Here is a 22868-nt window from a genome sequence, read left to right on the forward strand (position 1 = left end):
GGGACAGCCGCCCGGTGCGCCGGGCGAACCAGCCGGCGCTGACGCGCCACACCAGCAGCGCCAGCCCGGGCCACGCCATCGCCGGGCCCAGGAGAGCCGCGTAGTTCACCGCGGTCGTCGCCACGCCCTCGGGGGCGAGGACGACGTGATACCCGCCGCGGGAGGTGCGCCAGAACGTCACCGCGGCTCCGGCGAGGAGGATCCAGTCGAGACCGAGCTGCAGCGGCCAGGGCGCACGGTCGGGCGGGGCGAGCGACGTGTCGGCCCGGACCGTGCCGGCCCGCCGGTCCGCCATCACCCGGATCGCCGGCCCCAGTTGGGTACCCGCAGCCACCGCGACGCCGACGCCGAGCGCCGTCCACGTCGAGACAGGCACCAGGTGGCTACCCGCAGGCAACGCGAGGCGGATCGCGAGCCACGCCATCGGCAGGCCCAGCGCCGCTCCGAGCAACGCCGTCAGAGCGGTCTCGCCGGCGACCAAACGCAGGACAGTCCCCGGCCCCGCCCCGCGTAGCCGCAGCAGCGCGACCTCACGGCGGCGGCGCTCGCCGCGCAGCGCGACGACAAGAACGGCGACCGTGGCGGCGAGCACCACACCGGGCACCCCGAGCAACAGCACCAGCAGGAAGGCGTAAAGGGCGTCCTCCCGGGCCCCGGACAATGCGGATTGCAGGTTGTCACCGACGAGGGCACCACCGGCCACCTCGATCTGAAGGTGGTTGTCCCGCTGTTGGATGAGTGTCCCGGCGGCGGCGGGATCGTGCGGCAGGACGGTGTGATCGAAGCCGACATGGATCTGGTGCACCACCGTGGCGCCGCGCGCCAGCGCCGGGAGACGGTCCGGCGGAACCAGAACGACGTTGTCCGGTGGTGCCGTCGCACCGGCGTTCGCCGGCGCTCCCACGACCTGGAACAGCGAGTCGGCGGCGGGAAGGTCGACGACCCCGTCGACGGTGAGCGCGGAGGTCGCGCCGTCCGCCGTTCGGACGGTGATTGTTCCGCCGGGAACGACCGCCAGGTTCGCGGCGGTCTGCTGGGCAAGCAGCACACCGCGTGCGCTACCCACCAGCGGCCTGATCTCACCGGGAAACACCGCGGCGTAGTTCGGGGGCATGGCCAGGATCTGGGCCTGCCCGGTCTGGCGGCTGCCATCGGGTCCCGTCGCCGACAGCGCGGGGACCGCGACCCGGTCGACGGCGACCTGCGCTCGCAGGTCAGGCAACCGCCCGACCGCGGCCGCGACGCGGTCGGGATCACCCTGCGGTGTCACCTGGACCTGCCAGTCGACGGGCACGCGGGCGGATGCCCGGACCGTCAGCTCGGCGGAGCTGACGGTGATGAAACTACCCAGCGAGGCGACGAAGGCCACAGTTACCGCAACGCTCACGGCTCCGCCCAGCACCGCGGCCGGGGAATGGATCACCAATCCCCGGATCCATGATAGTGCCCTCACCGGTCGCCCTCCGTTCCACATCGCGACACGGGGGAGGGGATCGTCGCCGGTGGCGGCCCGTCGGTCGGGCGCAGGGTGCCGTCACGCAGCTCGACGCGGATGGGCAGCAGCCCCACCACGTCCTCGTCGTGCGTCGCGATCACGAGCGCCCCACCGACGCGGCGCATCCAGGAACGCATCACCACCACCATCTCCGCACCGGTGCCGCGATCCAACGACCCCGTCGGTTCATCGGCCAACAGCAGCAGCGGATCCCCGGCCAGAGCACGCGCCAACGCCACCCGTTGCTGCTGACCGCCGGACAGTTCCGCCGGCAGCGCCTGGCCGACCTCGCCGAGGCCGACGTCGGCCAGCGCGGTACGCGCGGCGGTGGTGGCCGATTGCCGCGTTCCGCCGTGTAGCCGTAGCGGCAACATCACATTCTCGGCCGCGGTCAGCTCGGGCACCAACGAGGGCGCCTGGAACACCAGTCCGATCTGGCGGCGTCGGACCAGCGGATCGGGCGAGAGATCTGGCCAGGAGACGGCCCCGCACGCGGGCAGCAAACCGGCCAGCGCGAGCAGCAAGGTCGTCTTGCCGCTACCGGAACGTCCGCTGAGCCCCACCTCATCGCCTGCCGAGACGGTGAGATCCACCGAAGCCAGCACCGGGGTGCGCTTATACGAGATCTCCAGCTCGACGGCCTCCACCAGCACACTCATGTGATCCGCCCGGCCGTGATGGTGATCGTCCGGTCCGCCACCCGCGCGACCGCCGCCGAATGGGTGACCACCACGACGGCGCTCGCGCGAGAGCGTTGCGCACGCAGCAGCCGCAGCACGTCCGCCTCCTCAGCCCGGTTCACCTCCGCCGTCGGTTCGTCCGCGAGCAGCACCGCGGGATCACCGATCATCGCGACCGCGAGATTGGCGCGTGCGGCCTCCCCACCAGACAGTGTCGAGGGACGGGAATGCCGCCGCGTCTCCAGACCAAGCCGCTCCAGCAGCTGATCCGCCTGCACCCTGCCCGGTCGCGGGTGTGGGCGCAACGACGCGGCCAGCAGCACGTTCTCCCGCACCGACAGGTGATTGATCAGGCCGCTTCCCTGCGTGAGGACGCCCAGGTGACGGCCCCGCAGCCGCGCCTGGTCCGCGGGCGACCGGTGCGACATCCGCTCTCCGGTCAGCCACACGCCGCCGCCGTCAGGATCATCGATGCCGGCCAACAGCGCCAGCAGCGTGGATTTTCCCGAACCCGAGGGACCAACGACCGCGACCATCTCGCCGGCTCGCACGGCCAGGTCGACATCCCGCAACGCCGCGACCTCGCTGTCGACCCGGCCACCACGGCGATAGAACCGGTGCAGGCCACGAGCCTCCAGCACGATCACGACAGCCTCAAGCTCTGCGTGATCGTGTGGTAGGCGTCAACATTGTCGGCGCCCACCGGCCCGTAGAGGTCGAGACGGACGGTCTTCCCGCCCCTGGCGATCAGGTATTCCTCCACCTCGTCGCGGTACTGCCTGCCGGTCACCGGATCGGGAGCGGAGTTCCGCCGGTACACGATCTTCACGCCGGACCCTGCCGGCAGGCTCACCGGATCGACCGACCGCGCTTCGAACGCCGGCTGCGTCGAGCGCAGCCGCGGTATCTCGTGAGCGGCAGCGTCGGCCACGCTCGGCGTCTGGCTCCCCTCCACCGGCTCGGCGGCGATACCGTTCAGCTTGTCGATGAACAAGACCCGCGCACCAGCCGTCGTCTCTGCCCAGCCCTCGGGACGAACAAGGGAATAGCCACCCGGAGCATTCATATAATTAATGAAGCCGATGTTGTCCGGAATATCTCCCGGTGGGTTCCGCTCCGCCGGGACCGGTTCCTGGGATCCGTCAGCCGAGGCGCCCCCGCCGGCCGCCGTGGGCGGAGCCGGGGTCTGCGACGATCCGGAGCTTCCAGCGCCTCCCGAGGACGACGGCGTACTGGAGGATGAACCGCAGGAAGCAAGGACACCCACGGAGAAGAGCCCCACCAGCGCCAGCCCCCAGACCGCCAACAACTTTCGTGTCCACATAGGCCGACCATGCCGCGACGCCGCTTAACAGAAGCTGAACCCTCAGCCGACGGCACGGTCTTCGTGCTCGGCGAGGAGAAGCGGTCGGTCAGCGCAGGATGCCGTACATCGCGGTCGCATCCCGGGTCGGGTACAGCCCATGCGTCCCCTTGCCGGTGGGCAGGAACCCGATCGCGACAAACCGGACCGGGTCGACGAGGTGCAGGCCGTTGGCCATCATGTCGGCGACGTAGCGCACCTCACCCCGCGGGTCGATCTTGATGTCCTGTGGCATGCCCCCGAACGACAGCATGACCGCGAGGATCCACCAGAACAGGCAGACCACGACGCATCGGCCGGCTACTCCTCGGAACGGCGACGCCGGCCTACCAGAACCATCGTGGTCCCACGCGTGTCCCGCGGCTGCGCGGGGCTCTGTTCCTCGTCGTCCCCCTCGTCGTCCCAGTCCAGATCCTCGGAGTCGGCGTCCTCGCTGTCGTCTTCCGCCTGATCCGCGATGCCGTCTGCCCTGGCCGACATCGCGGACCTACGGGAATCGCCCGGTGATCGGGTAGCGCCCTTTGAACCCGCCCGACCCCGTGAGCCGGTGGCGCGGCGGCCACGGACCGCAGCGGCCAGGGCTGCACCCCTGCCGGTAAAGGCCCCCTCGGCCGCGAAGCACACCGTGACCGAAAGGATGAGACCGAGCACGACTACACCGAGTAGCGCCTGAATCTGACTCCCGTGGAGTACATCGGGCTCGGTCGGGGAAATAAGCTGGCTGGCCCGGATCATCGCGTTCTTCGGCACGTTCTGCATGACCTGCAGCTTTTCAAGCTCGGTCCCGGCCACCTTCACCAGCACGGAGGCCGTGTTGGTCGCGGCGGCCGGTGAACTGTCCGTGGCGGCAATCTCCAGCACCGGAGAACCGTCGGCGACCAGCACGATGGTGAAGGGCGACGTGGCGTGTGCGGCCTTGAGCTCCTGCCGAACACCGTCGGTCGCCATGATCCGAGCAAGAACATCCGCGGTGTTACCCAGCGGAATGGACAGATACGGGTTTCGGCTCGCCGCCGTGCTGGTGGTCCCGGAGTCCGACGTCGGCGGCAGTATCACCACCGCCGCATGGGCTTGGAATGTCGGACCGATGGCGGCGTGCACGCCCACCCCGGCCAGGCCGGTCAGAATAATCCCGATGATCAGGATATACCAGCGACGGACAAGAACCGCGACGAAATCCAAAAAGTACACTCGTGTCCCTTGCTCTTTGCCCCCCAGCGCGGGTCAGCATTGCGCCGACACCGGATCAGGTCCAAGATACACGGCCGACATCAGAGCGAGAAGGGCGCTGGAGCTTGTCGTGCCGATGCACGACAAGCGACAACAAGCCAACAAGATAGCAAGCTGTTCCCGTCGACGCCACTATTTGATCTCATACAGATGAACGCCATGTGACGAGAACGGGTCTCACCTGACCTGTCGGGTGGGTGGGCCACGCCTGTCGATCCCGGTAACCGCCGGCCGTCAACCCCGCGCCTGCCGACACACACCAGACAGGCCCCCACCCACCGATCAATTCAGGCAACACTCTGTTAGGCGAACTCGGTTGGGTCGAGGCCGAGCACGTCGATCGCCTCCCGGACCACTGCTTGTTCACTGGGCGCGAACGCGCCGTCGACACGGCCGATGACCTCGCCGATGCGCACCACGGCACGGGCCTCGACGGCCCGTCCCCGTACCTTGGCGATCTCGGCAAGGGCTGCCCGTTTTCCCGCGGCGAAGTCGGTCTGCAGCCGCGCCAGATGCATGTCGAACAACTGCTCTAATTCGGCTGCCGGGAAGCTCGCCATCACCGGGTCGGTGGCGACAAAACCGCGCATTCCCTCCCGTTCGGCCGGGTCGATGCGGCCATCGGCGGCGGTCACCAGGGCGCAGATGGCGACCGAGGCATCGCGGAATGCGCTACCGCGTAGGTCGTCGCGTCTCGCGGTCAGCTGCGCGCGCAGCGACGCGACCGAGGGACGCAGCCGGCCCCAGCCCATCTCGGTGGCCGCTGGCGGTATGCCCTGCCACAGCGGCCATCCCTCGGCCAGCCACCGCCGCACCGCCCAGGCGACCGGCAGCGGACGCAGCCGTGTCGCCAGCAGTACATCGATGCCGACAGCTACCAGCGGGCAGTGCTGCCACGCGGCGGGCACCGCCGTGTCCGCCGGCCAGACGGTGGCGAACAGGATCGTCAGGTCGTGCCCGGCTGCCAGGGCCGTGGCCGGACCGGGCATATCGCTCGACTGTCGGTGGCTGTGCTCCACGGCGCCGACGAACTCCCGAACCATGGTGGTCATGTCGCCAACACCGTCGAGATGGCCACCAAGCGTGTCCTCGATGTCCTCACCCGGTTGGACCGGGCCACCCGGCAGGACATACCAGAGGTCCCCGGGTGGCCGAGCAAGGAGCACCCGGTCATCCACCCGTAGCACCAGTCGAACGTCGAGCTGGATCGCGGCAAGGCCGAGCATCCGAAACCCTCTCCGTGATGGCCGTGATGGCCAGACGAGAATACGGCCGAGAGCGTCATCCCCCAGGCCGATGGGCGCCATCGGCACAGCCGCCAGGACCGTTCCCGAACAGGTCGTGGGCTGCGGATGAAAATACTGGGGTTATCCCATGACCAGGCTCCGCACCTGTCCGTACGGCGGCAATCCCAACAGTCATGTTTAACAGTGCCGGGCGGGGTGAACTCGCCGTCCTGCTGGTGATCGGCCTGTTCGTGTTCGACCCGAAACGATTACCGAAGGTGGTCGGTGGCGCTTGCCGGGTGCGGCACCACCGTCGGACTGCGTCGGATTCGCCGACGCAGTCCGACCGGTGTGTGGGTGGGCGGTCAGCCGGCCTGGGTGGGAACGTCGGCGGGTTGACTGTCGCTGCCGGCCGGGGCGGCCTGCGGGGCAGAGCCTGTGACCGCCGGCGGGTGTGCGGGCATGGCGGGTGCGTCGTCGCGCAGCCCACGAGTCTCCGCTTTGAGGATCCTCAGTGACTGGCCCACGGAACGGGCCGCGTCGGGAAGTTTCCGGGAACCGAACAGGACCACGAAGACCACCGCAACGATCAGCAGATGCCATGGTCCGAACTCGCCCAAACCCATGAAAATCCCTCACTTTGTCGCTGGTGCGATCCGGTCGTGCTTGAATCCTAATCGCCGGGACCGCGGGATGGATTCCCATTGGCTGTGAACCACCACCGACGCCTGCCGGTCCACCAGCCGTCGGACACCATTCTCCGAACCGTTACCGCCCCTGGTCGGATCCGGCCGTCGGACGGCCGTGGCCCTGTCCGGGCGGACGGCTAACCGGCCGGCAATGCGCGCTTCGTTGGTGTCAGGCGAACGGCAGGCGTACCAATGGAGGCGGACAGCAATGATACGGCGGTGACGGCCCGGCCCCGCCGGGGGCTACCGGCCGGCGCGGGTCCCGCGCCAGAGCGGGCGATGCGTGGCCCGCCACTCGATGATCGCGCCGGTGAGGGAGACGGGGCGCAGGTCGATCCCGTCAAGACTGCCGATCGCGATCGAGGTGATGTGGACGTCGTCCTCGCGGCTGCCGATCTCGGCCCCCCAGGGCAGCTCCGCGACGAACAGAACGTTGAGTTCGTGGACCCGGATTCCCTTTTCCTGGTAGCTGTGTTCCGCACAGCCGAGGAACTGCAGGTCACCGACGTGCAGGCCGGTCGCTTCGGTGGTCTCGCGGCGCAGAGCCACCTCCACGGTCTCACCGGCTGCGACATGCCCGCCGGGCAGGAAGTACCAGGACTCGCCCCGCCGGTTGGCCAGGAGCACCCGGTCACGAGTGAGGAACACAATCCTGGCACTGACCTTGTTCGGTGCGGCAGGCATCAGCAAGCACTCCCGGGCAGAGATTCCAAGGGACGGAGATCGCAGGACTGATTCTGCCGACATGCCGCGCCAGAAGTGTCAGCCCTCCCCCGCCACAGGGCCATCCCCTCCCCCAGACGCCCGGCACCAGCACGGCCTACCGGGTCGCACGATGCGAGGTGCGATGAGCGTCCTCGGAAGCCCGTGGCCCTGCTGCTTGCCTCACCCGTGACCGGTGCCGGTCTGGCCGGTCTGCATCGGAACGGGAGCGCCATACCGGGACTGGCGTGCGACGTTGAGCAGGAGACCGACACCGATGAGATCGACGAACGCCGCCGTCCCGCCGTAGGAGACGAATGGCAGCGGGAGGCCGGTCACGGGCATGATTCCCATGGTCATCCCGACGTTGACGAATGTCTGGACGGCGAACCACACCGCGACCCCGCCGGCGACCAGTTTGCCGAACATGTCCGGTGCCTTTTCGGCGATGCGCAGGCCCCGGAGGCAGATAGCGGTGAGGGCGAGCAGCAGGGCGCCGGCGCCCACGAAACCACCTTCCTCCGCAGCGACCGTGAAGACGAAGTCGGTCTGCTGTTCCGGGACGAAGTAGCCGTTGGTCTGGCTGCCCTGGAGGAAACCCTGGCCGAACAGACCACCGTCGCCGATCGCGGTCAGCGACTGCACCGTGTGGTAGCCCGAGCCGCTGGTGTCCTGGTCCGGGTGCGCCAGTGCGGTGAACCGCTGCTCCTGGTAGGGCTTGAGGAGGTGGAGTTGCACGATGACGCCGCTGCCGAGCGCGACCGCGACCAGGAGAACAAACAGGAAGCGCGTGCCGGCGCCCGCAAGACCGAGCAGGACGAACGCCAGGACCGCAACGATGATGGCGACACCGAGTGCCGGCTCGGCAAGGATGAGCAGCAACGGGAGCATCACCAGGGCCAGGCACAGGACAAGGTCACGGGTACGCGGTCTGACCTCGCCGTCGGGCGGTTGACACAACAACCCCGCCACCATCAAGATCACAACAATCTTGGTGAGTTCCGACGGCTCGAACTGTTGCGAGCCGAGGCTGAACCAGGCGTGGGCGCCGTTGACCCGGGACCCCAGCGGGGTGAGGACGGCGAGCAGCAGCACGCAGGTACCGGCATACAGGACGGGGGCAAGCGCCGCGAGCAGCCGGTAGTTGCACACCGTCGCACCCGCGCACAGCAGCGACCCGATCGCCAGATTCACCAGGTCCCGTTCCAGATAGCGGTACGGACTCGCCCCGCCGGCTGTCAGACCGGCCGCGGTCGCCGCATATATACACAAGGCGCCCGCGCCGCACAGCGCCGCGGTCAACCCGACCAGGATCCAGTCGATTCCCGGCAGGACGTGTGTACGTATCCGGCGTATCGGCATGCGCAGTTTTCCACGCCGCAGCATGCGCAGTTCACCGAACGTCATCGGGCCCCGCCGGCTGCCGCGACATCAACACACCCCATATACCGCTGGGACACCGCCAGCCGTATATCGCGGTATTCTACCGCCAGATATCGGTGATCGGTGCCGCGGACGCGCTGTTGCCCGCGTAGGGCAGATGGTACATGTCCTCGAGGGTCCGCAGGACGCTGTAGTGGTTGATGTGTTCGGCAACGGTGCCGGTCTTCACGCCGGCCCCGACGACCACGGTCGGAATGTTGTTGTTGTGGCCGCTGTCGTCCTCATCCCAGGTGAGGACGAGGATGCTGTTATGTGTCTTCGCCCATTGCACATACATATCGATGTGGTTATGCAGCCAGGTGTCGCCGGTGGCAGCCGGGCAGTCATGCATGTCGTTGCACAGATTCGGCACGACGAACGACACGGTGGGTAGCATCGCATAGTTTGTCGGGAACCGGTCGAAACCGAGGTTGGCCGAAGCCCCCACCGTCGGAAAATTCACCCATGGATTGTGCTTACGGGCATAATTGCCGCTGCTGCAGCCGGTGTACCCGTCCGACGGCATGCTTTCCGAGTACCCGACAAAAGTGTCGCCGGCCACGATCAGCTCCGCGCCGAGACTGGCCGCGGAAAAGGTGTGCGGACAGGAGTCGTCGGTGACTCCCTGCGGGGAGCCGGAGAACAAGGCCAGATAGTTCGGCTCGCTCGGATGCGCGACCCCGGACGCATGGCTGAACGACACACCCTGGGCTGCGAGTCCGTTGATGTAGGGAGCGGACGCTCGGCCGATGACGTCGGAATACGAATGGTTCTCCATCACGACAACCACCACATGATCCCGTCGCGGCACCACCCCCACGGCACCGTCCCGTCCCGCGCCGGTCGAGCTCGATACCGCCGATGTCCCTGCCGGCGCAGCCCCGCCGGCCGAACACGCCGCGAGAGTCAGCACAACCGCGATGACGGCGAGGCGGATACGTGACACGATCGCTCCTTCCCCGGGGGTAACCTCACCGTAACGGTAGTCGGCGCCGGGACGAACACCGTCGGCCGGCGCAGCCCCGGCGGGTCAAGCCCGACCACCCAGAATGCTGTTACAGCCAGTCGCGTCGCTTGAACCCGAAGTAAAGTCCGCCGGCGATGGCGAGCATCACGCTGGTACTCACCGCGAATCCCCAGTGCTGGCCGACGCCGGGGTAGGGAACATTCTGCCCGTAGAAACCCGTCACCGCGGTCGGCACGGCGATGATCGCCGCCCAGGAGGTGAGCTTCTTCATGATTTCGTTGAGACGGTTGCCCTGAATGGTCAGGTTCGTCTCCAGGATCGTGGTCACGAGATCACGCAGGCTTTCGGTCCATTCACTGGCCCGCAGGACATGATCGTAGACGTCCTGAAAGTAGGGCTGCATCGGATCGACGACGATGTGCAGATCGCGACGCATCAACGCGTTGACGACCTCGCGCATCGGCAGGACGACCCGGCGGGTGAGCACCAGGCTCTTGCGTAGCTCGAAGCTCCGCCGCTGGACGAGGACTCCCTGGGGAACATCGGCGAACAAGGTGTCCTCCAGGTCCTCGATCGCGGCATCGAGAGCCTGTACCGCTTCGAAATGGCCGTCAACAACAACATCAAGCAGGCCGTAGAGAAGGTAGCCCACACCATGACCGACGAGGTCGGGGTTGGCGTCCCACCGTTCCACGACCGCCTCAATATCGAACCCGTCATCCTTGCGGACGGTGATGAGAGCCCGTTCGGTGACGAAGACCGCCATCTCGCTGGTGACGACCGTACCGGTCACCGGATCCAACCGCACACCATAGGCGCTCACAAACAAATGATCCGCATACCGGTCGAGTTTCGCCCGCTGATGCACGTTCACGGCATCCTCGACCGCCAGCGGGTGTAGACCGAACTCCTCGCTCAGGACAGCCAGATCCGCCCGGTCAGGGCTGTGCAGATCCAACCAGACCGTCACGTTATCCCCGTCGATGTAGTCACTGATGTCCGCGACGGGGAAACCCTCCAGCTCCAGTTTTCCCTCCCGGTACAGCCGGGTCCGCGCCGCGCACCGGGTCACACCGCCAACTGCGACGCAGCGCTGAAACGCCTCGTCCGCGTCCGGGTCCGCGTCCCGGCCAGGCAACCCCCGGGCAGGTTGGACCGGCAACACCCCACCCGAGACCCCCATGATCGGCACGGCCACGGCCGTGGCGGACAGCCGCACCTCGCCCTCCCCATCCTGGCAAACGCCCGGCGATGTTGGGTCAGGGTGCTGTCCGGTCACGGTCGCCTTCTCCTCAACGTCGACTCTGCCCGATGGGCCCGTGGACACGACAGCGCTGTCGGGGTCCACCACCATGCTGCCTGACCACCGCCCGTCACCTACCGCCACGGGATTTGTCAGGCCTGCCGGGAGCGATGATCGAAGCCTGTGAATGAGCCCGGAGAGGACCGCTTGATGGGGGTACGGATCGCACGGGAAAGGCGCACGTCATGCCGCTGGTGGTGACGGTCTCGGTGCTGAAGGTCACGGTAAGACCGACCTTCAGCACCGAATCGGATGCCGCAGCCCCGATATCTACCAGTCGTTACGACCGCCGCCGTGGCTGTCGCCACCGGAACGGTCGAACCAGCCACGCCCACGATTATGAGTGAGCGTGACGGTCAGGATGGTGCGGTAGTCGTCGGCCTGGGTAACAACCGGCGCGTAGTTCGGGGTCGGCAGCCCAAAAATCTTGCTGGTCGACGGCAGCGGCTGCGGGGTGTTGTACCCGGAGAACACCAACGTCGCACTGTCATGATCCGGGTCGAACGTCACCGACGGGGAATAAACCCGGCCGGTGTAGTGGTGACGCACCGGGTCGGCCGTACCGAGATTGGCGTAATCGGTGCCGACCAGCGGGTTGGTGATCCCGTTGTCGACCGTCCAGTGCACCGCGTCGCTGGAATGGGCGTAGCCGATGTAATGGTAGGCGTCTGAATCACCGTCGTCACAGTTACCACCCGAGAAGAACAGCCCCCACGTCCCGTTGTCGTTCCGGACCACGGTGCCGTGCGGTCCGACGAAACGGGTATTGGTGTAGTCGGGACGGGAAGCGCCGGGCACCGCCGCCGGGTCAATCTTGTCGAACGAGACGGGACCGTCGTCGGTGAACGCAAGCCCGTCCGCGGTATGCGCCAAGTGCAGGATCGGGCGATCCTGGTTCGGGCTCTTGCCGAGGCTGGCCAGCAACGCCGTGCTGGCCGCATCGGTCGGGCACGCTCCCGCGGAACCCGGGGTGTAATAGCCCTTCTCCTTGGACAGGTACAACACCTCTACCTCGCCGCGCGGCGCGCCCGGCCGGTGGTACCCGGGAACGACACCGAGGATGCCGTCGGGAACGGCCAGCCCGGTCACCTGCCGGGCGGTCGCCGGCACGACAGTGCCGCTGACCGGCTCCTGCGCGGGCTGGCCGGCCAACGGATTACCGGCCGCGGGCGACAACGTGTGCTCGAGCAGGAACGACGGTGAGGCCGCACGATCAAGGGTGTACACGTGCTGAACACCGTTCACCCTGAGCACCGCTGCATGGCCTTCACCGTTGTCGGTGATGCCGCTGGTGCCACACCGGCCGTCGTTGAGCTGGTAGGCGGTACCGTTGATGGTCCAGTTCTTCCCACCATCGGTGGACGTGCCGGTGGCCAGGAGCTCTTCCTTGTCCTTGACCCGGTAGTCGAAGTACCCGGTCATCACCTGATCGTTGCCCACCGTGAACGGGAAGTAGTACGGCTGCATGAGATCGGTCCCGACGTGGGCCGACAGACCGGTGCCACTGCACATCCCGGCAGTCGGGCTACCGAGGGTGGCCGTGTGAGCCGGGCTGGCGGCCTGGCTCAGCGTCCACGGACCCCCGGTCACGTTGGCGGGCGTAATCGCGCTGCTCACCGTCCACGGATCCATGCTGATACTGCTCGCGTTCGCGGTCGGCGCGACCGCGGTGGACACGGCCACCAGCGCTACTGACAGCGCGCCGAACGTGGCCGCAGCTCCCATCCCCATTTTTCGTGCCATGTGCTCTCCTTCGCCCCCTGAGCCGCGTCGCGGTGCCGAAACCTGGTCGACACCGGTAGCGCGGCACCTTGCGGAATGCCAAAGAGCACGGTGAACCCACGGAAAGACGCACAGACCAACGGCACGCGACGCCACGGTGACCACTGACACCGTCCTGGACGACGTGTGGCTGCCGAGCTCAGACAGCACCGTGCTGCGCCATCTGCATCGGGGCGGGGCCGGGGCGGGGCGGGGCGCGCAGCGGAGCCGGTATCGCACCCGGCGCCGCTCCCCCGCTTCGGCCGTCACCAGGCCGGCTAGGCCGTTCGGCGGCGGTGCTCGGGGCGCAAGGACGGATTGCCCGTCAGATGGACGATGCCGGCGATGTCGGTGCCGGGCCGCACCACCGCGTCGATCGCGTCGAGCGTCCCGCTCTCGAGCCGAACGTCGGCCGCACCCAGTGCGTCGTCGAGTTGCTCCATCGTCTTCGGTCCGATGATGGTCGAGGTCACCGCGGGATGGCTGCCGACAAACGCGAGCGAGAGGTGCGTCAGCGACAGCCCGGCCGCAGCGGCGATACCGCTGAGTTGGTCAACCGCGTCGAACCGGACGGGTGAGTTCCGGTCGTCCGCCACGCTGCGCCCACCCCGTGCGGCGAAGGCTCCCCCAGGGGCGTACCTCGACCCGGCCGGCGACTCCTCGCCGCGCCGGTATTTCCCCGTCAGCCAGCCACCCGCGAGCGGACTCCACGGGATCACGCCCATCGCGTGACGCTGACAGGCCGGCAGCACCGCGTCCTCCGCCGAGCGAGCAAAGATCGAGTACTGCGGCTGCTCGCACACGAACCGCTCGCTGTTGCGGCGCCGGGCGGCCCATTGCGCCTCGACGATCCAGTCCGCCGGGAACGAGGACGAGCCCAGATACCGGACCTTCCCGTCCCGGACGAGGTCGGTCAGCGCCGCGAAGGTCTCCTCCAGGTCGGTGTTCCAGTCATGGCGGTGCACCTGGAAGAGGTCGATGTGGTCCGTGTCGAGCCGCCGCAGGCTGTCCTCGACGGCCTGGATGATCCACCGCCGCGAGCCACCCCGCTGGTTGCGGTCGGTGCCCATGGAGTTGAAGCACTTGGTGGCGAGGACCACCTCGTCCCGCCGGCCCTTGATGGCCCGGCCGACGATCTGCTCGCTTTCGCCCTGCGAGTACACGTCCGCCGTGTCGATGAAGTTGATACCGGACTCCAGCGCCCGGTCGATGATCCGTACGCAGTCGTCGTGGTCGGTGTTCCCGAGCGCGCCGAACATCATGGCCCCGAGACACTGACTGCTGACCTCGACGCCGGTGCGTCCGAGCTTTCGATATTCCACCGGTGGCTCATCCTCCGTACTCACTGTGGCGTCACTGTGGCGTCACTGACCGGCGCGCAGCAGCGCGCCGGGTCGCGCTCCGGTCAGCGTGCCATGCTCCTGGACGACGGTGCCGGCCACCACGGTCGCCCGGTAGCCTCCGGCGGGCCGGCGCAGCCGCGCCCGGTCCCGTCCACGAGCGTGCCGCCCCGTACCAGGATGTCGCTCATGTGCATCCTCCGACAGGTGCCGTGAGCCTGACGCCGACATCCCACGGTGGAGGCACCGGAACGAAGATTACTGTACCGTCACGGTACAGTAATTAACGCAGGTTGCCTCGGTATCGCGGAGCGTTACAGCACGGGTTGCGATGAGCACCGCGAGTTCGTCGTGCGCAGGGAGGGGCGCGGATGGATATTGGAAAGGTGCAGCACAGATCACCTCTCACGCGCTGCTATGGCTGCATTTTTTGAGCGCCGGACCCCAACATTCAACAATCGGTGATTCGGTGCGCCCGATGCTGTCTCTCCCGCAGTATCAGTGTGTCTTCACCGCAAGCACCATAACAGTGTCGATGATCGCCATTGGCGAAGTCGGCAATTCGTGCCCCGACGTCTGGAGAAGCTCCTGACCGATCATGATCCCCCCCACGAACGCAAGCGCGAGAGCGCCCGGGTCGACCTCAGGAGGAAGCTCACCCCGCGCGATGGCGCGGTCGAACACTTCCCTCACATTGCGCGCTCCAACAACTACCGTGCGCTGTTCGTATTCCTGGAAAAGCCTGGGGTGGCGTTCCGCCTCCCCGACAAAGCGCATCAGCATTTGCAAATCGTGCCACCAGTCACGGTCCGCGATCGCTCCGGCGACCGCCTCCAACTCGGCGCGCAGCCCACCGAGGTCGGCCACCCGCGGCCAGGTCGCCACCGAGGCGAGAGCGTCCACCATGAGCTCATGCGCGTTGGGCCACCGGAGGTAGATCGTCCCCTTACTGACGTATGCCCGCCGGGCGCAGTTCGCGACGCTGAATGCGTCGACGCCGACCGCCGCAATTTCCTCGACCGCAGCCTGGAGTATCCGCCGGTGAGCAGCTTCGCTCCGTGGACGTCCGCGGGCCGGAGCGGACCGATCACCCACCTGTTCCCTCGATCGCTGTTAGATGAAACAAAGCCGAGTCCACAATGCGGCCAGTCGGCGGCCAGTCGCCGCCCGTACCTCAGTGTACAAGCTGTTCCGACCAGACCTGCCCGAGCCACAGCGTGCAGACGCGCTCGAGGGCTTTCAAGCGATGCATGCGATTCCGATCGCCCGTGTCGATGCCTCTGACATATCCGAAGATGACGCGGCAATCCGCGCGAGCGTTGAGCGAGGTCGCAGCGGCGACCCATCGCCCAGGCCGCAACCACAGCAGGCAAAGCACTGTTCACGGACGGAGTGCTCGTATGACCTCAGCACAGGACCCACTCTTGGCCACGAAGGACGCAGGCGTCCTGACCGTGACGATGAACCGCTCGCCCCAACGTAATGCGCTCAGTCCGGGCCTGGTGTCCGCGTTCGCCGATGCGCTCGCCGATCTCGCCCACGATGACTCACTCGGCGCATGCGTCGTTACCGGGGCGGGGTCAGCCTTCTGCGCCGGACTCGACTTCGCCGCGTACGCCGAAGCGAACGCCGATCGCACAACAGTTACCGCTCTGCTGCACTCAATTGGGCAGACCCCAAAACCGATCATTGCCGCAGTCAACGGGCCCGCGGTCACCGGCGGCTTGGAGCTTGCGCTCGCATGCGACTGGATCATCGCCGCTGAAAATGCAGTTTTCTTCGATACCCACGCTCGTGTGGGCGCGTACCCAGGAGGAGGGCTACCAGCCTATCTGGTGGAGGCCGTGGGCCTGCGGACCGCGAAAGCGATGACCCTCGGCGGACTTCGCCTCGATGCCGTGGCTGCGCTCCGCGCGGGTCTCGTCGCCGAAATCACATCCCCGGCAGAGCTGCTGAACCGCAGCACTGAGGTCGCGCGCACGATCTGCATGCACGACGCCCGGCTCGTCGGGATGCTGCGTCGGGGCATGAATGAGGCAGTCGGCCGTACAACAGACCACACCCTCCGCGCGGGGAAGGAGCACCTAAATACGTGGCGCGCCTCGGCGGACACCACACTCCAGCGAAGTCGCTGAGCAGGCGAGGGGAGACACATGCACATCGGACGGGTCGGCATCTGGTCGATCGCCCTCGACGCATAGCCGCTGCACGCCGCGCAGGACGCGGTCGCCGAACTCGAGGAACTCGGCTTCCCCGCCCTGTGGATCCCCGAGGCCGCCGGCAAAGAGGTCATGAGCCACGCCGCGCTGCTGCTCGCCACCACCGGGCGCATGGTCGTCGCGACCGGGATCGCGAACCGCGGACACCAGCCGACCAGCCCACTGCACCGCGTCCTCGCAGCCCTCGGCCCGAAGATGCTCACCCTCGCCGCCGAGCTCACCGAGGGCGCACACACCTACACCGTCCCCGTCGAACACACCCAGTTCGCCTGGGGCACCATCGACGACATCGCCCGCCGGGTAAAGGAGCACCTCGACGCCGGCGCCGACCACGTCGCCCTCCAGGTACTCCTCGCCGACCCCACCGCCCTACCGCTACCCGAGTGGCGCGAACTCGCCGCCCTCCTCGACTGACTGACTGACATCACTCCACACCCACGAGCCCCTGAGCCGGCGCGAGTCTCCCGGGTCCCGCCCGGCATCGGCATCGGCATCGGCATCGGGGCAGGACCCGTCTTTGCGTTTATGGAGTGGCGGAGGACTCAGCCTCGAGCATGATTCTCGCAGCGTCGCGTGGGAGTATGAAGCCCGCGGCCATACCCGCCGAAACCGCTTTCTCGACCTTCTCGAGATACAGCTCTCGGGTGGGGTAGAGTGTTTTTAGAGTCTCGGGCGAGAACGGCTCCGAGGAACCGGGCAAGTTCTCGATCAGGTTGGCGGAGCCGCTGCTTCCCGTAAGCTTCGCGGTCGGTACCGCTACCGTAGGCAAACGGATGCCACCGCGAGCGATGCCATTGGCGTCGCGAACAACAGTGGGCGGTTCGCCGCCGATCTCGATGCGGGGTTGCGCTGGTGGCGGGATGTGCTCGGTCAGCCAACGCTGCATTTGGAAGAGAGAAGCATCGCGCAGTGGGCGGAGGTTGACGGTGTTCGGAGATGGTCTATCGAGAGTTGGCGACGCGGGCAGGCTCGTACCCCAGTCTCGCTCGAATTTGATCATGACCTCTTGAATGCTGGAGCTGGACGCGTGAGCCGTTCCGGCCGCCTCCCAGAGCCGGAACATTTCGGTGTCCGGCTGGCGGACCCTGAAGTACGTCGGCGTTTCGGTCTCGGTGTTGACCACCAGTACCGGGATGTCGAGATCGTCCCGTAGCCTCGTGACCGGCTGGAAAAGATCCACGACTCCCTGGAGGTTGGGTTCCCGTGAGGCATTCTCGGTCGACAGGGGCGCGACCCAGCCGAAATGGACGTCGAGCAGGAATCCGTCGAAGAGGTTCGTCAGCGGTTGGACCGCGTTGAAGTAGGTGTGCAGCCGGGCCGCCGACTGGGACGCCCCGGTCGCGAGCAGTCGCTTGACGTCCAGCCCGCCCATCGGATCATTCGCGCCCAGGTCGCGCTTGGGCCCAACGAGCTGGGCCGCCGCCGTGAAGATCCCGTAGGAGGCGTCGTCGGAGGGAATAGCCAGGGAGCCATAGCGTTCGGGATCCCAGCTCACCAGGCCCTGGGGAGAGGCTGTGTCGAAGCCGTGCACGCCTACCGCCTGCGCGGAGACAGCGACCACCGCGAAGCCACCTTCGAAGGTTTCCGGCGTGTCGAGCTGAAACATGTCCGAGCCCATGGAGACGTTGATCCACGAAACGATCACGGTACCGTTGAACTTCGCCGCGTCGACTGGGCGCCGGATAATCATCCGAGTCTTGAAGGGGTGGGTATCGCTGGGCTCCGCCGTCCAGCGGCCGTCCGCGCGTAACTCGCCATCGGCGAGGCGGTACGTGGTCGCGTCACCTTCGAAGAAGTACTCCTCCTCGACATAACCGTAGGTACTCACATCCACCAACGTGGTGCTCATGGGCCAGCCGCGGGTCCCACCGCTGACAGGCCCGGTCAGACGTGCGCTCTCACTCATCAACCGTGCTTCTCCCGTTGCTGGTGGCAGGGCTGCAACTGTGACAGTGACCAGCATCGGGTTGCGGAAGGTCCAAGTCAACGAGTGCCTGAGATGTCAACAAACGCTCGGCGTCTCATCACACAAGGAAGTAGCTCGGCTCCGGGACGTTCCGTAGACGGCTCGGCACTGGAGCCGAGCGCGTCAGCTTCTTGTCTCAACCCTTACGATTCAGGCTGTCAAACGAATACGCGCGGTCGCGACGGTTTAGAGCGACCGGCAATAGTCGTGACGTCGGCGATCGGGTGGTCGGGCCGTGGTGGCCGTCGGGTGACAGCTCACCGGCGAGGATTCCCTTCTCCCGGCGGTACGGGCTTCGCGCAGGGCGCGTCGGCCTATTGCCGGGCACTCTTGTCCGGCGAGACGCCCAACACATGGCCGAGCCAGGCTCATCCACGACCTGTCATGTCGTGCACACCCAGGCGACCGAGGCGTTGACCGGGATGCCGTTGGGGGTCTGCCCGTCGATGGTGGTGGAGCCTCCGGTAGCGGTGATCGTGGTCGGCACCGGGCCGGCGGGGAGAGTGACGACCGTGCCGTCGGACTCGGTCAACTGGGCGGTGACGACAGCAGGGTAGGTACCCGGCCCGTGGTAGCCAGGTGCCCGAACGGTGAATGACAGGACGTCACCGTTAACGGGGACACTTGTGACGGAAGCCTGGTAGACGTGGCCGGTCGTGCAGGTAACCGTGGTCACGGCAGTACCGCTGACGGCCACCGGCTCGACGATCGACACGGTGACCGAGCCGGTTCCGGTGTCGGCGGCGGGTGCCGTGGCCGCCTCTGCGGCGGGGGCGAGGCCGACCGCCGCGGTCATGCCGACGGCCGTGAACACGCCGACCGCCCGGGCTGCGGCGAGGGTAGTGCTGCTGCGTCTGCGATGACGGGCCATCGACATACTCCTCGGATAGACTCGATCTTCCTTGACCGAGGCTAATGTCCGGAAATATGCGTCCGTCCAAAGTTTTGTTCGAATCGGGTGTGAACGCGGGCTCGACAGGGGCAGCCCGGTGCACGGCTTTGGCGTCGAGAAGCGACTCTGGCGACGATCACGTGATGCTGGTCCCGAAGCACCGGCAGACCCGCCACGCGTGCTTGCTATGCGCTGCCGCTAGCAGCATAATGCTGCTATGGTCACTGCGATCACCATCCGGGATGTCCCTGACGAGACTCGCGACGAGCTTGCCTCCCGGGCCGCGCTCAGCGGTCGCTCGCTGCAGGAGTATGTGCGCTCTGCACTGATCGAGCTCGCCCGCCGGCCGGACGCGGAGGTGCTGCTGGCGCGCGTCCGTGACCGCAAGCAACGCGTCGGCAGCCGGTTGTCGGTCGAATCGATCATTGGCCATCGCGACGCCGACCGTCGATGAGCCTCGTCGTCGACTCCGGTCTGGTGGTTGCCGCGCTCGTCGACAGCGGCGAGATCGGCACCTGGGCGGATCACCTGCTCGCAACAGATGACCTGGCCGCGCCTCATCTCATGCCGGTGGAGGTCGCCAATGTGCTACGCCGGGCCGTCATGGCCAGCGAGATCTCAGCCGACACCGCGGCCCTGGCCTACGCCGACCTGCTGAGCCTGCGGGTCGAGCTGTTCGCCTACGAACCGTTCGCCAGCAGGGTGTGGGAGCTGCGGGAGAATGTCACCGCCTACGACGGTTGGTACGTCGCGCTCGCCGAGTCGCTGGACGCAAAGCTGGCCACGCTCGACGTCCGGTTGACGAAGGCCACTGGACCTCGCTGCGTCTTTGCGACCCCGTAGTCTGGGTGCCGATCCGTACACCCGGTGGGGGCGGCGTCAACCGGTCGCGTCGACAGCCGGCGTTAGTACCTCCATAGCGGCGGCAAGATCATAACGTTTATGTTATATTGGATCTATGGCCAGGTGGCTGCTGGTGATACATCCCGAGTGATAGAGCTGATTGAGATGACTGAGAAGACCGCCGCAGGGTGGCACGCATACGAGGACGTCGGAGAGCTGTTGGCCGAGCTCGAGCTCACCGACGACGACATGGAGCATGCCCGCGAAGCCACTGCTGACCACATCCGTGCGTGGCATCTCGCTCAGGTGCGCGCCGAGCAGGACCGGACCCAGGAGGACGTCGCTGCGGTGATGGGGGTCACGCAGCCCCGGGTGTCGGCGATCGAGCGGGGCGAACTTGACACAGTCACGTTCTCTACGTTGCGGGCGTACGTGCACGCTCTTGGTGGGAAGCTACGTGTCGTCGCGGATTTCGGTGACCGGGAGTACCGGCTGACATAAGCTGCACATTTTCAATGGCATCCTCGACGCATTCCTCGATCATGTCGGGCCGGGCGCCGAAACGGCGGACATCGCCAATGCAACAGACCCGTTCAGAGCCGCTGGGTGCGGAAGAATGTGCGGACGTCATCGACGAGCAGCTCGGGCTCCTCCATCGCCGCGAAGTGGCCGCCCCGGGGCATATCCGTCCAGTGACACAGGGTGGGGAAGGCCGCCTCACACCAGCTGCGAGGAGCCCGGACGATTTCGGCCGGGAACGCGGCATGGCCGAGCGGGACCGTGATCGGCGGGGATGTGCGGCGCCGGCCGGGACCGATCGACTCGTAGTAGAGGCGGGTTGACGAGTTGATCGTCCCGGTCAGCCAGTAGATCGAGATGTTGTCGAGCAGCCGGTCGCGACTGAAGCGGGATTCGATCGTGTCGTCGCAGTCGCTCCACCCGTGGAACTTCTCCACGATCCAGCCGGCGAGCCCGGCCGGCGAGTCGGCGAGGCCGTAAGCGAGCGTCTGCGGCTTCGTCCCCTGGATCTTCTGGTAGCCGGTCTCGTGGTCGGCGAAATGCTTCACGCGGGCCAGGATGGCCAGGTCGGCTTCGTCCAGGCCGGCGGTTGGGTCGTTGCGGTCCGGCGGCGGCGCCGGCAGCAGGTTGAGGTGGATGGCCCCTACCCGCTCGGGGGCCAGACCGGCAACCGTGGTGGTGACCGCGCTGCCCCAGTCGCCTCCCTGCGCGAAGAACCGCTCGTAGTCCAGGCGGGTCATGAGCTCCAGGAAGGCGACCGCAGCCCGGGTGATGGTCCATCCCCGCTCGGTCGTCGGACCCGAGAAGCCGTAGCCGGGCAGGGACGGGGCGACGACGTGGAAGGCGTCGGCCGGGTCACCGCCGTGGCTTGCCGGGTCGGACAGGGGGCCGAGCACCTGCCAGAACTCTGCCACCGAGCCCGGCCAACCGTGGGTCAGCAGCAGGGGCCGGGCCGTCGGCTCGGGAGAGCGGGCGTGGATGAAATGAATGCGCTGCCCGTCGATCTCGGTCGTGAACTGCGGAAAGGCGTTGGCCCGGGTCTGGAAGCCCGACCAGTCGTAGTCGTCCTTCCAGTACCGGCACAGCTCGACCAGGAAGTCACGTTCGGTGCCGTAGTCCCACGCGGTGCCGGGTATCTGGTCGGGCCACCGGGTCCGGGCCAGCCGGTCGCGGAGGTCGTCGATCTCGGCGGTGGTGACACGCACATCGAAGGGTTCGATCGTTGGTGGGGTCATGACCTGGATCCATTCGCGAGTCACGCCGGTGGGGGTCGGTGGGACAGGACGGGCGACCGATGCCCACCTGCAGGATCGCGATCTCCTGCCGATCGCGCGCCACCCGCGTCAGGGTGCCAGCTGCTCTACGGAGACCCCGACAGCTTCATAGGTTACGGTGGCTCGCTGATCGAGGCTCATCAGTGTCGCCTGGTGCTCGGCGGCAGTGAAGGCGATCAAGGCGTCGTAAGCCGGGCCGCCGAGGATTCGGCTGGACGCCACCGTCGCGAGGAGTTCCTGGTAGCCGGTCTCCGACAGGACGAGAAACGGGTCGGTGAACCACTCGGTGATGAAGGTGTGCACGATCGACGGCTGCGCACGGTGCGGCGGAGGTAAGCGGGTCAGGACGGAGTAGGACTCAACCGCTGCGTGCGCGACCAGACGTGGCCGGCTTGCCAGGGCCTTGCGGGCGACCACATGGTGCTCATGCCAGCTGGCGAAGGCGGCAACAACCACACTGGAATCGACCGCCTTCATCGCCGCGTCCGCTCCAGCGTGTCACGCACCAGGTCAGCGGTCAGCGTGGGCATGTCGACATCGGCTACGGCAACCACACCGTCGCCCTCATCCACCAGTCTCATCGGGGTCGGCGCCGGCACGATCTCAAGCCGTCCGTCTCGCTCTGCGATCTCCAGCGGCTGGCCCGCCGTCAGCCCGAGCGCATCTCGCAGCGCCTTGGGGATGACAACGCGCCCAGCGGCGTCAATGGCAGTCTGCATGCCAGAAATCTACCATCCAGTGCTATGCGGCAGACGCGTTGCCGCGATCGCGCGGCTGGCTGGCGTCGGCCGTGCTGCCGTGTCGAACTGGCGCCGCCGCTATCCGGCTTTCCCCAACCCGGTCGGCGGCAGCTCGACCAGCCCGACGTTCTCCCGGGCCGAGGTCGAGGCATGGCTGACGGCGACGGGCAAGGCCGACCAGTTGGCGACAGCCGGCCGCACCGATACCGGTACACAGCGCATCAGCGGCCCGACACA

Annotated in this window: 25 protein-coding genes and 1 pseudogene; 6 read left to right on the forward strand and 20 right to left on the reverse strand. The window is 67.1% G+C overall.

Features of this window, described 5'->3' with window-relative positions:
• The 15 genes from U9977_RS10250 to U9977_RS10320 form a co-directional block, all read right to left on the reverse strand.
• On the reverse strand, positions 1-1423 hold a 1423-nt coding region (locus tag U9977_RS10250), incomplete at its 3' end, for an FtsX-like permease family protein (RefSeq protein ID WP_322748981.1).
• Between the two features lie 26 nt (positions 1424-1449).
• Complete coding sequence (locus tag U9977_RS10255) at positions 1450-2154, reverse strand: ABC transporter ATP-binding protein (protein WP_322748982.1); 705 nt, start codon at positions 2152-2154, stop codon at positions 1450-1452.
• Positions 2151-2822, reverse strand: coding sequence for an ABC transporter ATP-binding protein (locus U9977_RS10260; RefSeq protein ID WP_322748983.1), 672 nt, complete (start codon positions 2820-2822; stop codon positions 2151-2153). Before U9977_RS10260 ends, U9977_RS10255 begins: the two co-directional genes overlap by 4 nt.
• The gene (locus tag U9977_RS10265) at positions 2819-3499 is read right to left on the reverse strand and encodes a hypothetical protein (RefSeq protein WP_322748984.1); all 681 of its coding nucleotides are present in this window, start codon (positions 3497-3499) and stop codon (positions 2819-2821) included. Before U9977_RS10265 ends, U9977_RS10260 begins: the two co-directional genes overlap by 4 nt.
• A gap of 88 nt (positions 3500-3587) precedes the next feature.
• Positions 3588-3824, reverse strand: a complete 237-nt coding sequence (locus tag U9977_RS10270; protein ID WP_322748985.1) for a hypothetical protein — start codon at positions 3822-3824, stop codon at positions 3588-3590.
• A 14-nt stretch (positions 3825-3838) separates the two neighbouring features.
• A complete protein-coding gene (locus tag U9977_RS10275; protein ID WP_322748986.1) occupies positions 3839-4729 on the reverse strand; it encodes a hypothetical protein in 891 nt (296 codons plus the stop codon).
• A 341-nt stretch (positions 4730-5070) separates the two neighbouring features.
• A complete protein-coding gene (locus U9977_RS10280; RefSeq protein ID WP_322748987.1) occupies positions 5071-5994 on the reverse strand; it encodes a TerB family tellurite resistance protein in 924 nt (307 codons plus the stop codon).
• Between the two features lie 365 nt (positions 5995-6359).
• On the reverse strand, positions 6360-6620 hold the full coding sequence (gene tatA, locus U9977_RS10285; RefSeq protein WP_322748988.1) for a Sec-independent protein translocase subunit TatA: 261 nt from the start codon (positions 6618-6620) through the stop codon (positions 6360-6362).
• A gap of 306 nt (positions 6621-6926) precedes the next feature.
• Entirely contained in the window at positions 6927-7367 is a 441-nt protein-coding gene (locus U9977_RS10290) for an NUDIX domain-containing protein (protein WP_322748989.1), read from the reverse strand.
• 201 nt (positions 7368-7568) lie between these two features.
• Positions 7569-8792: a rod shape-determining protein RodA gene (rodA, locus tag U9977_RS10295; protein WP_322748990.1), complete on the reverse strand. Its 1224-nt coding sequence runs from the start codon at positions 8790-8792 to the stop codon at positions 7569-7571.
• Between the two features lie 76 nt (positions 8793-8868).
• Complete coding sequence (locus tag U9977_RS10300; RefSeq protein ID WP_322748991.1) at positions 8869-9753, reverse strand: alkaline phosphatase family protein; 885 nt, start codon at positions 9751-9753, stop codon at positions 8869-8871.
• 109 nt (positions 9754-9862) lie between these two features.
• On the reverse strand, positions 9863-10993 hold the full coding sequence (locus tag U9977_RS10305; RefSeq protein ID WP_322748992.1) for a magnesium transporter CorA family protein: 1131 nt from the start codon (positions 10991-10993) through the stop codon (positions 9863-9865).
• A gap of 354 nt (positions 10994-11347) precedes the next feature.
• Positions 11348-12820, reverse strand: coding sequence for a hypothetical protein (locus U9977_RS10310; protein ID WP_322748993.1), 1473 nt, complete (start codon positions 12818-12820; stop codon positions 11348-11350).
• A 296-nt stretch (positions 12821-13116) separates the two neighbouring features.
• Positions 13117-14160, reverse strand: a complete 1044-nt coding sequence (locus U9977_RS10315; RefSeq protein ID WP_322749005.1) for an aldo/keto reductase — start codon at positions 14158-14160, stop codon at positions 13117-13119.
• Positions 14161-14676: 516 nt separating this feature from the next.
• Positions 14677-15273, reverse strand: coding sequence for a TetR/AcrR family transcriptional regulator (locus U9977_RS10320; protein ID WP_322748994.1), 597 nt, complete (start codon positions 15271-15273; stop codon positions 14677-14679).
• Positions 15274-15578: 305 nt separating this feature from the next.
• On the opposite strand from U9977_RS10320, the gene U9977_RS10325 reads away from it, so the two are divergent.
• Positions 15579-16313: an enoyl-CoA hydratase-related protein gene (locus tag U9977_RS10325; RefSeq protein WP_322748995.1), complete on the forward strand. Its 735-nt coding sequence runs from the start codon at positions 15579-15581 to the stop codon at positions 16311-16313.
• A gap of 156 nt (positions 16314-16469) precedes the next feature.
• Positions 16470-16811, forward strand: a complete 342-nt coding sequence (locus U9977_RS10330; protein ID WP_322748996.1) for a hypothetical protein — start codon at positions 16470-16472, stop codon at positions 16809-16811.
• 109 nt (positions 16812-16920) lie between these two features.
• Here U9977_RS10330 and U9977_RS10335 read toward each other — a convergent pair whose 3' ends face one another.
• Both U9977_RS10335 and U9977_RS10340 read right to left on the reverse strand, forming a co-directional pair.
• Positions 16921-18303 carry an alpha/beta hydrolase domain-containing protein gene (locus U9977_RS10335; RefSeq protein WP_322748997.1) on the reverse strand — a complete coding sequence of 461 codons (1383 nt, stop codon included), beginning with the start codon at positions 18301-18303 and terminating at the stop codon, positions 16921-16923.
• Positions 18304-18745: 442 nt separating this feature from the next.
• Positions 18746-19234 carry a hypothetical protein gene (locus U9977_RS10340; protein ID WP_322748998.1) on the reverse strand — a complete coding sequence of 163 codons (489 nt, stop codon included), beginning with the start codon at positions 19232-19234 and terminating at the stop codon, positions 18746-18748.
• Positions 19235-19472: 238 nt separating this feature from the next.
• Here U9977_RS10340 and U9977_RS10345 point away from each other — a divergent pair, with 238 nt between their 5' ends.
• The 3 genes from U9977_RS10345 to U9977_RS10355 all read left to right on the forward strand — a co-directional run bounded on the left by U9977_RS10345 (position 19473) and on the right by U9977_RS10355 (position 20599).
• Positions 19473-19709, forward strand: a complete 237-nt coding sequence (locus U9977_RS10345) for a FitA-like ribbon-helix-helix domain-containing protein (RefSeq protein WP_322748999.1) — start codon at positions 19473-19475, stop codon at positions 19707-19709.
• Positions 19706-20098, forward strand: coding sequence for a type II toxin-antitoxin system VapC family toxin (locus tag U9977_RS10350; protein WP_322749000.1), 393 nt, complete (start codon positions 19706-19708; stop codon positions 20096-20098). Before U9977_RS10345 ends, U9977_RS10350 begins: the two co-directional genes overlap by 4 nt.
• Positions 20099-20263: 165 nt before the next feature.
• Positions 20264-20599: a helix-turn-helix domain-containing protein gene (locus tag U9977_RS10355; protein WP_322749001.1), complete on the forward strand. Its 336-nt coding sequence runs from the start codon at positions 20264-20266 to the stop codon at positions 20597-20599.
• A 92-nt stretch (positions 20600-20691) separates the two neighbouring features.
• Here U9977_RS10355 and U9977_RS10360 read toward each other — a convergent pair whose 3' ends face one another.
• The 3 genes from U9977_RS10360 to U9977_RS10370 form a co-directional block, all read right to left on the reverse strand.
• Positions 20692-21852, reverse strand: coding sequence for an epoxide hydrolase (locus tag U9977_RS10360; protein WP_322749002.1), 1161 nt, complete (start codon positions 21850-21852; stop codon positions 20692-20694).
• A gap of 108 nt (positions 21853-21960) precedes the next feature.
• A complete protein-coding gene (locus U9977_RS10365; RefSeq protein WP_322749003.1) occupies positions 21961-22368 on the reverse strand; it encodes a type II toxin-antitoxin system VapC family toxin in 408 nt (135 codons plus the stop codon).
• The gene (locus tag U9977_RS10370) at positions 22365-22610 is read right to left on the reverse strand and encodes an AbrB/MazE/SpoVT family DNA-binding domain-containing protein (protein ID WP_322749004.1); all 246 of its coding nucleotides are present in this window, start codon (positions 22608-22610) and stop codon (positions 22365-22367) included. Before U9977_RS10370 ends, U9977_RS10365 begins: the two co-directional genes overlap by 4 nt.
• Here U9977_RS10370 and U9977_RS26905 point away from each other — a divergent pair.
• Positions 22609-22868 (forward strand): annotated as a pseudogene (locus U9977_RS26905) (hypothetical protein); the annotation flags it as partial. The gene U9977_RS10370 and the pseudogene U9977_RS26905 sit on opposite strands and share 2 nt — an antisense overlap.

Source organism: Protofrankia sp. Cas8 (assembly GCF_963555845.1).
Lineage (GTDB): Bacteria > Actinomycetota > Actinomycetes > Frankiales > Frankiaceae > Protofrankia.

Coding starts and splice junctions, on each gene's coding strand:
- U9977_RS10255 (WP_322748982.1), bottom strand. CDS start 2,154: ATGAGTGTGCTGGTGGAGGCCGTCGAGCTGGAGATCTCGTATAAGCGC.
- U9977_RS10365 (WP_322749003.1), bottom strand. CDS start 22,368: ATGAAGGCGGTCGATTCCAGTGTGGTTGTTGCCGCCTTCGCCAGCTGG.
- U9977_RS10325 (WP_322748995.1), top strand. CDS start 15,579: ATGACCTCAGCACAGGACCCACTCTTGGCCACGAAGGACGCAGGCGTC.
- U9977_RS10340 (WP_322748998.1), bottom strand. CDS start 19,234: ATGGCCCGTCATCGCAGACGCAGCAGCACTACCCTCGCCGCAGCCCGG.
- U9977_RS10370 (WP_322749004.1), bottom strand. CDS start 22,610: ATGCAGACTGCCATTGACGCCGCTGGGCGCGTTGTCATCCCCAAGGCG.
- U9977_RS10290 (WP_322748989.1), bottom strand. CDS start 7,367: ATGCCTGCCGCACCGAACAAGGTCAGTGCCAGGATTGTGTTCCTCACT.
- U9977_RS10355 (WP_322749001.1), top strand. CDS start 20,264: ATGACTGAGAAGACCGCCGCAGGGTGGCACGCATACGAGGACGTCGGA.
- rodA (WP_322748990.1), bottom strand. CDS start 8,792: ATGACGTTCGGTGAACTGCGCATGCTGCGGCGTGGAAAACTGCGCATG.
- U9977_RS10310 (WP_322748993.1), bottom strand. CDS start 12,820: ATGGCACGAAAAATGGGGATGGGAGCTGCGGCCACGTTCGGCGCGCTG.
- U9977_RS10330 (WP_322748996.1), top strand. CDS start 16,470: ATGAGCCACGCCGCGCTGCTGCTCGCCACCACCGGGCGCATGGTCGTC.
- U9977_RS10360 (WP_322749002.1), bottom strand. CDS start 21,852: ATGACCCCACCAACGATCGAACCCTTCGATGTGCGTGTCACCACCGCC.
- tatA (WP_322748988.1), bottom strand. CDS start 6,620: ATGGGTTTGGGCGAGTTCGGACCATGGCATCTGCTGATCGTTGCGGTG.
- U9977_RS10350 (WP_322749000.1), top strand. CDS start 19,706: ATGAGCCTCGTCGTCGACTCCGGTCTGGTGGTTGCCGCGCTCGTCGAC.
- U9977_RS10345 (WP_322748999.1), top strand. CDS start 19,473: ATGGTCACTGCGATCACCATCCGGGATGTCCCTGACGAGACTCGCGAC.
- U9977_RS10265 (WP_322748984.1), bottom strand. CDS start 3,499: ATGTGGACACGAAAGTTGTTGGCGGTCTGGGGGCTGGCGCTGGTGGGG.
- U9977_RS10335 (WP_322748997.1), bottom strand. CDS start 18,303: ATGAGTGAGAGCGCACGTCTGACCGGGCCTGTCAGCGGTGGGACCCGC.
- U9977_RS10280 (WP_322748987.1), bottom strand. CDS start 5,994: ATGCTCGGCCTTGCCGCGATCCAGCTCGACGTTCGACTGGTGCTACGG.